The sequence below is a fragment of the Dactylosporangium sp. NPDC051484 genome (genome assembly GCF_040689395.1).
Taxonomy (GTDB): Bacteria; Actinomycetota; Actinomycetes; order Mycobacteriales; family Micromonosporaceae; genus Dactylosporangium.
This window is the reverse complement of record NZ_JBFAZX010000016.1, coordinates 69,548-83,457: the sequence shown is the minus strand read 5'-3', so window position 1 is coordinate 83,457 and position 13,910 is coordinate 69,548. Positions and strand designations below refer to the sequence as shown.

At 69.3% G+C, this 13,910-nt stretch carries 13 protein-coding genes and 1 pseudogene; 12 read left to right on the top strand and 2 right to left on the bottom strand.

Annotation, left to right across the window (positions count from 1 at the left end):
* Window positions 1-12: 12 nt before the first annotated feature.
* Both AB0367_RS24525 and AB0367_RS24520 read right to left on the bottom strand, forming a co-directional pair.
* Window positions 13-1,295: pseudogene (locus AB0367_RS24525) on the bottom strand (inositol-3-phosphate synthase).
* A gap of 892 nt (window positions 1,296-2,187) precedes the next feature.
* Window positions 2,188-2,682, bottom strand: a complete 495-nt coding sequence (locus tag AB0367_RS24520; protein ID WP_366228736.1) for a MarR family transcriptional regulator — start codon at window positions 2,680-2,682, stop codon at window positions 2,188-2,190.
* 184 nt (window positions 2,683-2,866) lie between these two features.
* Here AB0367_RS24520 and AB0367_RS24515 point away from each other — a divergent pair, with 184 nt between their 5' ends.
* The 12 genes from AB0367_RS24515 to AB0367_RS24460 all read left to right on the top strand — a co-directional run bounded on the left by AB0367_RS24515 (window position 2,867) and on the right by AB0367_RS24460 (window position 13,893).
* Window positions 2,867-3,919: a substrate-binding domain-containing protein gene (locus AB0367_RS24515; protein WP_366228735.1), complete on the top strand. Its 1,053-nt coding sequence runs from the start codon at window positions 2,867-2,869 to the stop codon at window positions 3,917-3,919.
* 559 nt (window positions 3,920-4,478) lie between these two features.
* The gene (gene urtA, locus AB0367_RS24510; RefSeq protein WP_366228734.1) at window positions 4,479-5,723 is read left to right on the top strand and encodes an urea ABC transporter substrate-binding protein; all 1,245 of its coding nucleotides are present in this window, start codon (window positions 4,479-4,481) and stop codon (window positions 5,721-5,723) included.
* 146 nt (window positions 5,724-5,869) lie between these two features.
* The gene (gene urtB / locus AB0367_RS24505) at window positions 5,870-6,754 is read left to right on the top strand and encodes an urea ABC transporter permease subunit UrtB (RefSeq protein ID WP_366228733.1); all 885 of its coding nucleotides are present in this window, start codon (window positions 5,870-5,872) and stop codon (window positions 6,752-6,754) included.
* A complete protein-coding gene (gene urtC / locus AB0367_RS24500) occupies window positions 6,751-7,878 on the top strand; it encodes an urea ABC transporter permease subunit UrtC (RefSeq protein ID WP_366228732.1) in 1,128 nt (375 codons plus the stop codon). The genes urtB and urtC overlap by 4 nt, the downstream gene beginning before the upstream one ends.
* A complete protein-coding gene (urtD, locus tag AB0367_RS24495) occupies window positions 7,875-8,660 on the top strand; it encodes an urea ABC transporter ATP-binding protein UrtD (protein WP_366228731.1) in 786 nt (261 codons plus the stop codon). The genes urtC and urtD overlap by 4 nt, the downstream gene beginning before the upstream one ends.
* The gene (urtE, locus tag AB0367_RS24490; protein WP_366228730.1) at window positions 8,660-9,352 is read left to right on the top strand and encodes an urea ABC transporter ATP-binding subunit UrtE; all 693 of its coding nucleotides are present in this window, start codon (window positions 8,660-8,662) and stop codon (window positions 9,350-9,352) included. The genes urtD and urtE overlap by 1 nt, the downstream gene beginning before the upstream one ends.
* A 13-nt stretch (window positions 9,353-9,365) precedes the next feature.
* Window positions 9,366-9,668: an urease subunit gamma gene (locus tag AB0367_RS24485; protein WP_366228729.1), complete on the top strand. Its 303-nt coding sequence runs from the start codon at window positions 9,366-9,368 to the stop codon at window positions 9,666-9,668.
* Window positions 9,665-9,970 (top strand): urease subunit beta, encoded by a 306-nt coding sequence (locus tag AB0367_RS24480; protein WP_366228728.1) that lies wholly within the window; start codon window positions 9,665-9,667, stop codon window positions 9,968-9,970. Before AB0367_RS24485 ends, AB0367_RS24480 begins: the two co-directional genes overlap by 4 nt.
* A 79-nt stretch (window positions 9,971-10,049) precedes the next feature.
* A complete protein-coding gene (locus tag AB0367_RS24475) occupies window positions 10,050-11,753 on the top strand; it encodes an urease subunit alpha (RefSeq protein ID WP_366228727.1) in 1,704 nt (567 codons plus the stop codon).
* A 4-nt stretch (window positions 11,754-11,757) separates the two neighbouring features.
* A complete protein-coding gene (locus AB0367_RS24470) occupies window positions 11,758-12,441 on the top strand; it encodes an urease accessory UreF family protein (protein ID WP_366228726.1) in 684 nt (227 codons plus the stop codon).
* Complete coding sequence (gene ureG, locus AB0367_RS24465) at window positions 12,431-13,153, top strand: urease accessory protein UreG (RefSeq protein WP_366228725.1); 723 nt, start codon at window positions 12,431-12,433, stop codon at window positions 13,151-13,153. The genes AB0367_RS24470 and ureG overlap by 11 nt, the downstream gene beginning before the upstream one ends.
* Entirely contained in the window at window positions 13,153-13,893 is a 741-nt protein-coding gene (locus AB0367_RS24460) for an urease accessory protein UreD (RefSeq protein WP_366228724.1), read from the top strand. The genes ureG and AB0367_RS24460 overlap by 1 nt, the downstream gene beginning before the upstream one ends.
* Window positions 13,894-13,910 lie beyond the last annotated feature (17 nt).

Below are 13,910 nucleotides of genomic sequence, written 5' to 3'. Positions count from 1 at the left end.
CTGCCCAGTGAGTCAGCCCAGGTGGTTGATCTGCTCTTCGCCCATCAGCCGGCGAAGCGTGTTCTTCAGGTTGGCCTGTTGCATGAACAGGTCGTGCTCGGGACGGACGCCGTCAGCGTGCTGAGGGCTTTTGAAGTAGAACGACAGCCAGTCTTGCACGCCCTTGAGCCCCGCCCGCTTGGCCAGGTCCATGAAGAGCACCAGGTCGAGTGCCAGGGGCGCCGCCAAGATCGAGTCACGGCACAGGAAGTTGACCTTGATCTGCATCTGGTAGCCCAGCCAACCGAAGATGTCGATGTTGTCCCAGCCCTCCTTGTTGTCACCACGGGGCGGGTAGTAGTTGATGCGCACCTTGTGGCTGAAGTTGCCGTACAGCTCGGGATTCAGGTCCGGCTCCAGGATGTGCTCGAGCACGCCGAGCTTGGTCACTTCCTTGCTGCGGAAGCTGTCGGGATCCTCCAGCACCTCGCCGTCGCGGTTACCGAGGATGTTGGTCGAGTACCAGCCATCGAGCCCCAGCATGCGCGCCTTCAACATCGGGGCCAACACGGTCTTCAGAAGGGTCTGCCCCGATTTGAAGTCCTTGCCGCAGATGGGCACGCCGGCCGCGTGAGCGAGCTCGACCATCGCCGGCACGTCGGTGGCGAGATTGGGCGCTCCGTTGATGAAGGGCGCACCTTCCTGAAGAGCCGCGTACGCGTAGATCATCGATGGCGGGACGCTCTCGTCGTTCGCTTCCATCGCGGCTTCGAGCGCGCGGGCGCGATGAAGATCTCGGTGGATGCGCACCAGATGACTACGATCCGGTCGCAGGAGTTCGCCGCCTTGAAGTCGCGGATGTCTTTGCGGACGGCCTCGGCGAGTTCTCGCTTGTTTGACTTGGTCTTGACATTGTTGCCGTCGATCCGCCGCACGTAGTTCTGGTCGAAGACGGCCGGCATCGGCTCGATCTCCTTCAGCCTGGCCGCGATCGGCTCGACATGGGTGTACCGATCAAGCACACCGCTTTTCAGCGCGGCTTCGTAGGCCGAGTCCGAGATCGGATCCCAGGCACCGAAGACAGCCTGGTCGATGGTGGCCAGAGGCACGAAGTCGCGGATGAATGGCGCCCGGTCCTCGGTCTGTCCACTGAGGGAAACGGTGCCCATCTGCGTGAGCGAACCGACGGGCTCAGCGAGGCCGCGCCTGATCAGCTCGACCCCGGCGATCACGGTCGACGCCACGGCGCCGAGCCCCACTGTCAACACGCCCAACCTGCCGGCGGCAGGCTCGATGTGGCGCTTGGCTGTCTGCATGAGTCTCCAACCTCCAGCGTGATGCCGCGCTGACACGCCGACGTCAGCAGAGCTTTCATGACACCGCGCGGCCCCTCGGCCGGTGCGCGCGCAGTGCTCCACCGTCTTTTGGTGTGTGCGCGATGGGCCGCGCCAGTGCGCTCCACCCACCGCGCCGACCGGCCCGACCGCTCGGAGCGATCTAGCGGCCCGATGTATCGGGGCGATACATCGAAACATTATTGCTGCGGCGTCTGTTACGCAAGTCGTGGACGGTTATTTGCCGGGCGTACGGCATCGCATCATCTGGATCGTCGTCGCATACCACGGCCCGATTACTGATCGGAGCACGTTGATTGATCGAGTGATTGACAGGATGACGGTCGCCGGCCCAGATCCTTCACGATCTTGATGGCTCGGCCGTCTATGGACATTTACCGCTGTGGTGATCTGGGTTTCGAGTTCCGGGCACGGCGGTGGCCCGGCCGGTGGGGTATGGCCCAGTTATCCCTGACGGGCCGGTGGGTCGGCCGCCGTGCCGATGCACGCGGTTGGTCGCGCCGGCGAGTTGGCCGGCGTGGAGGCTATGAAGCCAATGCACGGTTCTTGCGCTCTTTCGGCGGTGACCCACGCACAGCGGCGGCGGGGAGGGTGTCACCGCACCGCAAGTTCCGCTCAGACCTTGAGTCCGGCCGGGCGCTTGGCCCTGGGCCGGGTCGCAGACCCAGTCCGCCGCTGGGCGGGCGTTGCGCACCGAGAACGCGATCCCCGTGGAGCAAAACACGCGCCTGATCCGCGCCGTGGACCCAGCCCCGGCGAGCGGGCACCACGAGTCATTCGGGTCCCGTACCGCTGGATTGGAACCCCGCCAAGCGGCAGTGGAGCGACACCTCGTGGTAATCGCGGGCTGAGTTCAGACCGCCCGGTAGACGGCTTTGACGCCCTCGCTGTTCGATTGGCTCGCTGCGGTGACTTCCCGGTTTTCGAGGGAGTCGATGAGGCGGGTCAGGAGTTCTTCCAGGAGGTCGCGTTCGCTGGTGGCTGTCGGCAGGGTTGCCATGCTGGCGTCGATCTGCTGGCTGACGCGCTGGTGGAGCCTGCGACCGCGGGGGGTCAGGTGGGCGTGGATGCGGCGCCGGTCGATCTCGTCGCCCCGCCGGTACACCAGGTTGTCCTCGACGAGGTGGTCGAGGAGTTTGGTGAGCGTGGCGGGTGGGAGGAACGCGTGCTCGGCGATCTCGGTCATGTGGTGGCCGGCGCCGTCGGAGAGCAGGGTGATGACGCGCCAGGCGTCGAGTGAGCAGCCCTCGGCGGTGAGGATCGCGGTGAGGCGCCGGCCCAGCAGCCGCTCGGCCCGCGTCAGTAGATGGATCAAGTCCTGGGGCTGACGCGTGCGCCGGGTGGTCATGGCCCTCCTTGGGCTGGTGAGCAGTGTCATGCTACAGAACGGCCGCATCCTCGGGAACGCTCTGGAGATCATGCGGCGGACGGGGAAGCATGTCGCTATGCCTCGGTCTGACCGGCTGGTGTCCGGTCCGGTGTCACCTGGACTGCCGGATCCGTTGCGGCGCGGCTTTTCCGAGTTCCTCGGCGTGAGTGGCGAGACACTGGGTGTGGCGCTGGTCGTGCCGATGCAGGGGCCGGCCGGGATCTTCGGGCCGAGCTGTGAGCTGTGCGCCGAGCTGGCCGTCGAGAAGGTCAACCGGGCTGGGGGTGTGCTGGGGCGCGAGCTTCGTCTGGTGCCGGTTGACGGTGGTGGCGCGCCGCAGCGGGTGGCCGCCGAGGTGGAGGCGCTGGTGTCGGCGGGGGCGGTGCATGGGGTCACCGGGTGGCACATCTCCTCGGTACGCCAGGCGGTGGCGCCGCGCATCGCGGACCGGGTGCCGTACGTGTACACGGCGTTGTACGAGGGCGGTGAGCGCACCGACGGGGTGTTCCTGACCAGCGAGACTCCCGACGTCCAGTTGTATCCGGCGATGCGGACGTTGGCGCGGGAGCGCGGGCTTCGGCGCTGGTTCATCGTCGGTAACGACTACGTCTGGCCGCGGCGCAGCGCCGAGGCGGCTCGGCGCTACGCCGCGCGGTGCGCGGCGCGCATCTGTGGCGAGTCGTACGTGCCGCTGGGCACGAGCGACTTCGCCGAGGTACTGCGACGCATTGAACATGCTGACGCCGACGCGGTACTGATGCTGCTGGTCGGCAACGACGCGGTGCGGTTCAACCGGGCGTTCGCGCGGTACGGCTTGGACCAGACGTGCGTGCGGCTGAGCACGCTGATGGACGAGAACATGCTGCTGGGCAGTGGCGCGGCGGCGACACACGGGTTGTACAGCACCGCGGGGTTCTTCGCGTCGCTGGTGACTGCGGAGAATCTGGATTTCCATGGGCAGTATGCGCGGCGGTTCGGGGTCGACGCCCCGCCGCTGGGCAGCTTGGGCGAGTCCTGCTACGAGGGGGTCCTGTTGCTGGCGGCCCTGATAGAGCGCGCCCGGTCACTCGACGTGCGCGACATTGGGGCCGGCGCCGAGGCGGTGTGTTACGAGGGGCCGCGCGGGTTGCTGCGGATGCGTCGCCGGCACATGCGCCAGCGCATCTACCTCGCCGAGGCGCGGGGGCTCGAGTTCGACGTGGTCGCCCAGTTGTAGATGTGGGCCACCGGACTCTTGACAGCATGAGCGATCGACCTCCAAGATTCTTCCTGCGTGAAGCATCTCCGGGAGTTCCGCATGTCGCAGGCATTGCGGATGCTGGATGGCCCCTGCATGGGCGGTTACGACGTGGCGGCGGGCGCCCGTTAGCGTGTCTATTATGCCGACCTATTGGTCGGCTATTTTTTTGCCCTCCTCAAGCCGCGTGAAGCAGTGTGCAGAAACGGTGAATTAAGGGCCGTGAAACGTCGTCGAAATCATTCTCGTTGACGCTGACCATGCCCATCCGGCGGGGTGCGGCACCTGTGAGCGAACGACGGAGCCGACCCTCCGACCCCTTCGCCGCCGCCGCCGGAACGACCGACGAGCACCGCGCTGACCAGCCACAACCGCATACCAGCACCCCGGACGTGTAGCGCCGCCTGGTCACGAGCCACGGCCGCCGAATGTCCACCTACGGCTATGTCCTCTGCTTTGCCGAAACGCGGCTGCGCAACGTTGCGGGCACCATCACCGAATTCTGATATTCGTGCTCCTGTGGGAGCAAGGAGGTTACATGTCCAGGTTTCGCGGACGCCGCGTAGCGGCGTGTGCGGCGATTCTTGCCGCCGCGGTGACGCTCGCCGCATGTGGTAGCAAGACCGGCGAGAGCACGTCGAGCGGCGGCGCGACCGCTGACACCTCGGGCGACACCGTCAAGGTGGGCCTGCTCAACTCGCTGTCCGGCACCATGGCCATCAGTGAGGTCACCGTACGTGACTCCCTCCGGCTGGCCGTGGAGGAGATCAACGCCGCCGGTGGCGTACTGGGCAAGAAGATCCAGCCGATCAGCGAGGACGGCGCCTCGGACTGGCCCACCTTCGCCGAGAAGGCCGAGAAGCTCATCAAGCAGGACAAGGTCGCCGCCGTATTCGGCTGCTGGACCTCGGCCAGCCGCAAGGCGGTCAAGCCGGTCTTCGAGAAGAACAAGGCGCTGCTGTTCTATCCGGTGCAGTACGAGGGGCTCGAGCAGTCGCCGTACATCTTCTACACCGGCGCCACCACCAACCAGCAGATCGTGCCCGGCCTGGACTACCTGAAGTCGCAGGGCAAGACCTCGATCTACCTGGTCGGCAGCGACTACGTGTTTCCGCGCACGGCCAACAAGATCATCAAGGCGTACGCCGCGGCGAACGGGATGACCGTGCTCGGCGAGGATTACGCGCCGCTGGGCGCCACCGAGTTCGGCACGATCGTCAACAAGGTCAAGGCGTCCAAGGCGTCGGCGGTGTTCAACACCCTCAACGGCGACAGTAACGTGGCCTTCTTCAAGGAGTACAAGTCGGCCGGCCTGATCGCCGCGTCGATGCCGGTCGTGTCGGTGTCGATCGCCGAGGAAGAGGTCAAGAGCATCGGCACCCAGTACCTTGACGGCCAGCTCACCGCGTGGAACTACTACCAGACCACGGCGGGCGCGGCGAACGACAAGTTCGTCAAGGCGTACAAGGCGAAGTACGGGGCGGACAAGCCGACGTCCGACCCGATGGAGGCCGCGTACGTGTCGGTCTACCTGTGGAAGGCCATGGTCGAGAAGGCCGGCTCCTTCGACGTGGAGAAGGTCAAGGCCGCCTCCGACGGGATCGCCTTCGACGCCCCGGAAGGCAAGGTCACCATCGACGGCGCCACCCAGCACATTCACAAGACGGCCCGGATCGGCAAGGTCGGGTCCGACGGGCTGATCACCGAGGTGTGGAACTCCGGGCAGCCGATCAAGCCGGACCCGTACCTCAAGGGCTACCCATGGGCGAGCGGCCTGTCCTGAGGCCGTCACCGGCCGGGCGTCGACCAACGCAGCCGCGCCCGGCCCCGCAAGCCCGCTCATCGCGGCACGGTGGCGCAGGACAGCCCGTCCTGCGCCGCCTACCCGGGGCAGCACACCCCTCGTCCGCTCCCGAATGGACCTTTCCCATGGTCATCGTCAGTCAGCTGTTCACCGGCGTCAGCATCGGCGCGGTACTGCTGCTCATCGCGCTCGGCCTGGCCCTCACGTTCGGCCAGATGAACGTCATCAACATGGCCCACGGTGAGTTCATCATGGCCGGCGCATACACCGTGTACGTGCTCCAGCAGATCATCACCGGCGCCGGCATCTCGCTGCTCGTGGCGCTACCCCTCGCCTTCCTCATCGCGGGGGCGATGGGTGTCGTGCTGGAGGTCCTGCTGATCCGCCGGCTCTACGCGCGCCCGCTGGACACGTTGCTGGTCACCTGGGGCGTCTCGCTGATCCTGCAGCAGGCCGCCCGGGACATCTTCGGCGCCCCGAACGTGCAGACCCGCGCCCCGGACCTGCTCACCGGCAACGTCAAGATCGCCGGCGACCTGGTGCTGGCGAACAACCGGCTGTTCATCCTCGCACTGGCGTTGGTCGCCGTGGCGGTGCTGACGCTGGTGCTGCGCTTCACCCCGCTGGGCCGGCGGATCCGCGCGGTGGTGCAGAACCGCGGCCTCGCCGCGGTCTCCGGCATCCCGACCGGCCGGGTCGACCGGCTCACCTTCTTCATCGGCTCCGGCCTCGCCGGCGTCGCCGGGGTGGCGCTCACCCTGCTCGGCCCGATCGGTCCGACCATGGGCACCAACATCATCATCGACGCGTTCCTCGTCGTGGTGGTCGGCGGCATCGCACAGCTCAAGGGCAGCGTGATCGTCGCCTTCGTGCTCGGCGTGCTGCAGTCGATGGTGGAGTATTCGACCACGGTGAGTGTGGCGAAGGTCGGGGTCTTCATCGCCATCGTGGCGTTCCTGCAATGGCGGCCCCAGGGGCTGTTCACCCAACGCACCCGGAGCCTGACATGACCGGCCTGAAGACTCGCCTGTTCGCACCGGGTACACCCGCGCGGGCGGGCGCCGGGTTCGCCGTCGGCGCGGTGCTGCTGTTCGCCGTCGCACCCGTCGCATTGTCCGACTTCCGGCTCAGCCTGCTGGCCAAGTACCTGTGCCTGGCGATGGTCGCGATCGGCATCGGCCTGGCCTGGGGGCGCGGCGGGCTGCTCACCCTCGGCCAGGGCGTGTTCTTCGGGCTGGGTGGCTACGCGATGGCGATGCATCTCAAGCTCGCCGACGCGGGTCCGGGAAACATGCCGGACTTCATGCAGCTGTACGGGCAGTTGGACGAGCTGCCGTGGTGGTGGCGCCCGTTCGCCAGCCCGTACCTGGCCATCCCCGCCACCATGCTGTTGCCGATGGCGGTGGCGTTCCTGCTCGGCTCGCTGGTCTTCCGCCGCCGGGTGCGCGGCGCCTACTTCGCGATCCTGTCCCAGGCCCTGGCGGCCGCGACGGCGATCTTCCTCATCGGGCAGCAGGGCACCACCGGCGGTACCAACGGGCTCACCGACTTCCAGGGCTTCTTCGGTTACGCCCTGGACGACCCGGTCAACCAGCGGATGGTGTACTTCATCATCGCCGGCGTCGTGCTGCTGCTGCTGGCGCTGGCTCGGCAGCTGATTCGCAGCCGTTACGGCGAACTGCTGGTCGCGGTGCGCGACGCCGAGGAGCGCGTCCGCTTCCTCGGCTACGACCCAGCCAACGTCAAACTCGTCGCCTATGTCACGGCCGCGGGTATGGCGGGCCTGGCCGGGGCGCTGTTCGTGCCCGCGGTCGGCATCATCAACCCGGCGCTCATCGGCATCGTGCCGTCGATCGAGTTCGTCATCGGCGTCGCGGTCGGTGGCCGGGCGACGCTGCTCGGCCCGGTGCTCGGCGCGGTCGCCGTGACGTGGGCCAAGACCGCCCTGTCCGAGCAGTTCCCGGCCGCCTGGACGTATCTGCAGGGGCTGCTGTTCGTGCTGGTCGTCGCGTTCCTGCCGGGTGGGCTGGCGTCGCTGGTCAGGATGGTGCGCGGCCGGCGCCGTGCCCCCGCGGACCCGCCCGGCCAGCGGGCGACGACTGCCGCGGCCGCCACCGGGGAGGTCACAGCATGAGCGGCGACGCCCTCGCTGGACTGCGCATCCGTGACCTGCGGGTGGTCTTCGACGGCTTCGCCGCCGTCGACGGTGTCAGCCTCGACGTACGCCCCGGTGACATCCGCTTCCTCATCGGACCGAACGGCGCCGGCAAGACCACGTTGATCGACGCCGTCACCGGCCTGGTCAAGGCAACCGGGTCGGTGCGTTTCGGCGAGCGGGAACTGCTCGGCCGGCCGGTGCACCGCATCGCCCGGCTCGGTGTCGGGCGAACCTTCCAGACCGCGACGGTGTTCGAGGAGCTGACGGTGCTGCAGAACCTGGACATCGCCGCCGGTGCCGGCCGCGGCCCGCTCACCATGCTGCGCCGCCGCCGCGGCGTACCGCCCGAGGTCGCCGAGGTGCTGGAGACGATCGGGCTCGCCGCGCGGCGCGACCGCCTCGCCGGCACCCTCGCACACGGGCAGAAACAGTGGCTGGAGATCGGCATGCTGCTGGTTCAGGACGTCCAGTTGCTGCTGCTCGACGAGCCGGTCGCCGGCATGAGCCAGGACGAGCGGGACGCCACCGGCGAACTGCTGGGCGTGGTCGCCCGGGACCGCACGGTCGTGGTGATCGAGCACGACATGGACTTCCTGCGCCGCTATGCCCGCACGGTCACGGTCATGCACGTCGGCAGGGTGCTCTCCGAGGGCACCGTGGCCCAGGTGCAGGCCGACCCGAAGGTGCAGGAGGTCTACCTGGGACACACCGCCGTGGCCGATGACAAGAGCCCCGCGACGGCAGGGCAGGAGGCGTGATGCTGCGGTTCGACGACGTCCACGTCGGCTACGGCCGCAGCGTCGTGCTGCACGGGGTGTCCGCCGAGGTGCCGGTCGATGGGGTGGCCGCGGTGCTGGGCCACAACGGCGCCGGTAAGAGCACCCTGCTACGAGCCGCCATCGGGCTGCTCAAGCCCCGGCGCGGGACGGTACGCCTGGACGGGGAGGACATCACGGGTCTGGCCCCGCACCAGCGAGTCGCCCGCGGCATGGCGTACGTGCCGCAGGGACAGCAGTGCTTCCCGCACCTGACCACCGCCGAGAACCTCCGGCTGGTCGCGGACGGCCGCCCCGGCGGCAAGGACGCGATCGCCGAGGCGCTGGACCTGTTCCCCGCACTGGTGGGTCTGCTCGGGCGGCGGGCCGGCCTGCTCTCCGGCGGGCAGCGCCAGCAACTGGCCATCGCCCGAGCGCTGATCACCAAGCCGAGAGTGCTGCTGCTGGACGAACCGACCGAAGGCATCCAACCCACCGTCGTGGCGGAGATCGAACAGACGATCCTGGCCGTGGCCGGCCGCGGCGGCATGTCGGTCCTGCTCGTCGAGCAACACGTTGGTTTCGCGCTCACCGCGGCGCAGCGGTACTACGTGCTGGAGGCCGGTCGTGTCACCTCATCCGGTCAGGGCGGCGACGACGCCCGGACCGCGGTCCGGCAGGCCCTTTCCGTATGACCCGGAGGACGTTGTGTTCTTGACCCCGCACGAGCAGGAGCGCCTGCTCATCCACGTCGCCGCCGACGTGGCCCGCCGCCGGCGCGAGCGCGGCCTGCGGCTCAACCACCCCGAGGCGATCGCCGTCATCACCACGTTCCTGCTGGAAGGTGCCCGCGACGGCCGCACCGTGGTCGAGCTCATGGAGACCGGACGGCACGTGTTGACCCGTGACGACGTGCTCGACGGTGTCCCCGAGATGCTGAAGGAGGTGCAGGTGGAGGCGACGTTCCCGGACGGCACGAAGCTGGTGACGGTGCACCAGCCGATCGGATGATTCCCGGTGAGCTCCTCCCGGCCGACGGGCCGGTTGAGATCAACGCCGGGCGGCCGGTGACCACGCTGATGGTGACCAACACCGCCGATCGCCCCGTGCAGGTCGGCTCGCACTACCACTTCGCCGAGGCCAACCCGGCCCTGGACTTCGACCGTGTCGCGGCGTGGGGGCAGCGGCTCGCCGTCCCGGCGGGGACCGCGGTGCGCTTCGAACCCGGCGTGACCCGGCAGGTCGACCTGGTGCCGCTGGCGGGGGCGCGGATCGTGCCGGGCCTGCGTGGCGAATGCGGTGGTGCCCTGTGAGCGCGCCCGGCCAGCGCGGCGCGCCCCACGGGCGTAACGGCAAACATGGCGCGGTGACGCGCGAACGGAAGGCGACACTGTGACCTTGTTGGACCGGCGGCGATACGCCGCCCTCTACGGGCCGACCACCGGCGACCGCGTCCGGCTCGCCGACACCAACCTGCTCATCCAGGTCGAGGCCGACCACTGCGCCGGCGGCGACGAGGCCGTCTTCGGCGGCGGCAAGGTGATCCGCGAGTCGATGGGCCAGTCTCGGGCCACTCGCGCCGAAGGCACCCCCGACACCGTCATCACCGGCGCGGTGATCCTGGACCATTGGGGCATCGTCAAAGCCGACGTCGGCATCCGCGACGGCCGCATCGTGGCGATCGGCAAGGCCGGCAACCCCGACACCATGCACGGCGTCCACCCCGATCTGGTGATCGGCCCGTCCACCGAGATCGTCTCCGGCAACGGCAAGATCCTCACCGCCGGTGCGGTCGACACCCACGTGCACTTCATCTGCCCGCAGATCGTCACCGAAGCCCTCGCCGGCGGTGTCACCACCCTCGTCGGCGGCGGGGTCGGCCCAGCCGAGAGCAGCAAGGCCACCACCGTCACCTCCAACGCCTGGCACCTGGCCCGCATGCACGAGGCACTCGACGTGTGGCCGGTCAACGTCCTCCTGCTGGGCAAGGGCAACACCGTCTCCGAGGCGGCGATGTGGGAGCAGCTGCGCGCCGGAGCGGGCGGGTTCAAGCTGCACGAGGACTGGGGCACCACCCCGGCGGCCATCGACGCGTGCCTGCGCGTCGCCGACGCCTCCGGCGTGCAGGTGTCCATCCACACCGACACGCTCAACGAGGCCGGGTTCGTCCATGACACCCTGAAGGCGATCAACGGGCGGGCCATCCATGCCTACCACACCGAGGGCGCCGGTGGCGGCCACGCGCCGGACATCATCACGATCGCCGGCCATCCCAACGTGCTGCCATCCTCGACCAACCCGACCCGGCCGTACACCCGCAACACCCTCGCCGAGCACCTGGACATGCTCATGGTGTGCCACCACCTGTCCCCGTCCATCCCGGAGGATCTGGCCTTCGCCGAAAGCCGTATCCGGCCCTCGACGATGGCCGCCGAGGACCTGCTGCACGACCTTGGCGCCATCTCGATCATCGGCTCGGACGCGCAGGCGATGGGCCGCGTCGGCGAGGTGGTGATGCGCACGTGGCAGACCGCCCACGTGATGAAGGCCCGGGTCGGTGCGTTGCCGGGCGACGGCGCGGCCGACAACCACCGCGCCCGCCGTTACGTGGCCAAATACACCATCTGCGCGGCGATGGCCAACGGGCTGGAGACCGAGATCGGCTCGGTGGAGACCGGCAAGCTCGCCGACCTGGTGCTGTGGGATCCGGCGTTCTTCGGTGTACGCCCGCACCTGGTCGTCAAGGGCGGCATGATCGCGTGGGCGCAGATGGGCGACGCCAACGCATCCATCCCCACCCCGCAGCCGGTCCTGCCGCGGCCGATGTTCGGCGCCTACGGCGTCGTGCCGGCGGCGACCAGCGTCGCGTTCGTGGCCCCGGCGGCGCTGGAGGCAGGGCTGGAACTGGACGTCAAACGCCGGCTCGTCCCGGTCGCCGACGTGCGCTCCCGCGGCAAGGCCGACCTTCCGCACAACAACGCCATGCCACGCATCGAGGTCGAGCCCGACACGTTCACCGTCCGCGTCGACGGAGCGGTGGTGGACCCGGATCCGGTCACCGAACTGCCCATGGCCCAGCGCTACTTCCTGTTCTAGCCGCATGGACACCACGACGCTGCTCCTGCTCGCCGACGGCCGGTTCCCCTCCGGCGGCCACGCCCACTCCAACGGCCTGGAGGCGGCGGTGGCCGCAGGACGGGTCACCGGCATCGGCGAGCTGGAAGCATTCCTGCGCGGCCGGCTGAGCACCGCCGGCCCGGTGACGGCGGCCTTCGCCGCGGCCACCCGGCTCGCGGCGGCCGCGGCGGCACCGCTCGGTGACGCCCTGGCGCGGCTCGACGCGGAACTGGACGCCCGTACCGCCTCGCCCGCGCTGCGGCTGGCCTCACGCCGGCAGGGACGGGCGCTGCTGCGCGCCGGCCGGGCCACCTGGCCCTCGCCGCTGTTCGCCCACGCGCCCCGCCACCCCGACGGCTGCCACCACCCGATCGCGCTCGGGCTCACCGCAGCCGCCGCGAACCTCACCACGCAGCAGACCGCGCTGATCGCCACGCACGGGATCGTCACCGGCCCGGCCAGCGCCGCCGTACGACTTCTCGGCCTGGACCCGTACCAGGCGCAGGCCCTGCTGGCCCGCCTGGCCCGCGCCTGCGACCAGATAGCGACCGTCGCGGCAGCCGACGCGGGCGGACCACCCGCCGACCTGCCGGCCAACACCGCGCCGCTGGCCGACATTCACGCCGAAACTCACGCCACCTGGGAGGTGCGTCTCTTTGCGTCCTGACATCCACCACGACGAGACCGTTCCGCACAGCCACCCGCACCCCGACGTCGACCCGCATGCCCCTCTCACGTCCGCCGGACGGGCGCTGCGCATCGGCATCGGCGGTCCCGTCGGTTCCGGCAAGACCGCCCTGGTCGCCGCGCTGTGCCGCAGCCTCGGCAGCGAACTGCGCCTCGGCGTGGTCACCAACGACATCTACACCACCGAAGATGCCGACTTCCTCAAACGCAACGCGGTCCTGCCACCCGAACGCATCCGCGCCGTGGAGACCGGCTGCTGCCCCCACACCGCGATCCGCGACGACATCTCAGCCAACCTCGACGCCATCGAGGAACTGGAAACCGTGCTCGGGCCACTGGACCTGCTGCTGGTGGAAAGCGGCGGCGACAACCTCACCGCCACCTTCAGCAAAGGGCTCATCGACTACCAGATCTTCGTCGTCGACGTGGCCGGCGGCGACAAGGTCCCGCGCAAAGGCGGGCCCGGGGTCACCGCCGCCGACCTGCTGGTCATCAACAAGACCGACCTGGCGCCCATGGTCGGCGCCGACCTGTCCATCATGGACCGCGACGCCCGAGCCCGCCGCGGCCAGCTGCCCACGATCTTCCTGTCGATCGCGACCGACCAGCACGCCACCACAGTCGCCGACTGGGTACGCCACCTCGTCGCCCACCGCCAGAGCACGCACCACGCACACACCGAGACCCACTGATGCGGGCGCACGCCAGGGTCGTCGCCGAGGCTGACGGCCGCGGCGGCACCCGGCTCGCCCAATTACGCGGCGAGAGCCCCCTGCTGCTGCGCCGAACCGACGTCTACGCCGGCGCGGCCACCGTGCACCTGGTCGGCGGAGCCGCCGGCCCGCTCGGCGGGGACGACCTGCGACTGGACATCGAAGTCAGGCCACACGCGACGCTGTGCCTTCGCAGCGTCGCCGCGTCGCTCGCCCTACCCTCGCCTGCCGGTGCCCGCTCGCATGTCACCGTCCGCGCGTCCGTCGCTGCCGGCGGGACGCTGCACTGGCTACCCGAACAGACCATCGCCGCCGCCGGCTGCCGGCACACCACCGCCGCGACCGTCGACGTCGCCGAAGGCGCGGCGTTGCTGTGGCGCGACGAGCTCCTCTGCGGCCGGCACGACGAACAACCCGGCGAGGTCACCATCATCACGTCGGTGACCTACGCCGGACGGCCACTGCTGCGCCAGAGGCTCGACATCGGTCCCGGCGCCGACGGCTGGGCCGGACCGGCCGTCCTCGGCGCCGCCAAAGCGACCGGATCGCTGCTGCACGTTCACCCAGGCGCGGCACCGGGTGCGCCGTTCGTGCTCGGCCCCACCGCCGTACGCATGCCGCTGGCTGGACTGGCATCGCTGATCACCGCCACTGCGCACGACGCACACGCCCTGCGCCAGTACCTCACCGAGCCAGACCTCGCCACCGCGCCGCGATGACGCGACGCCGAGCGGTG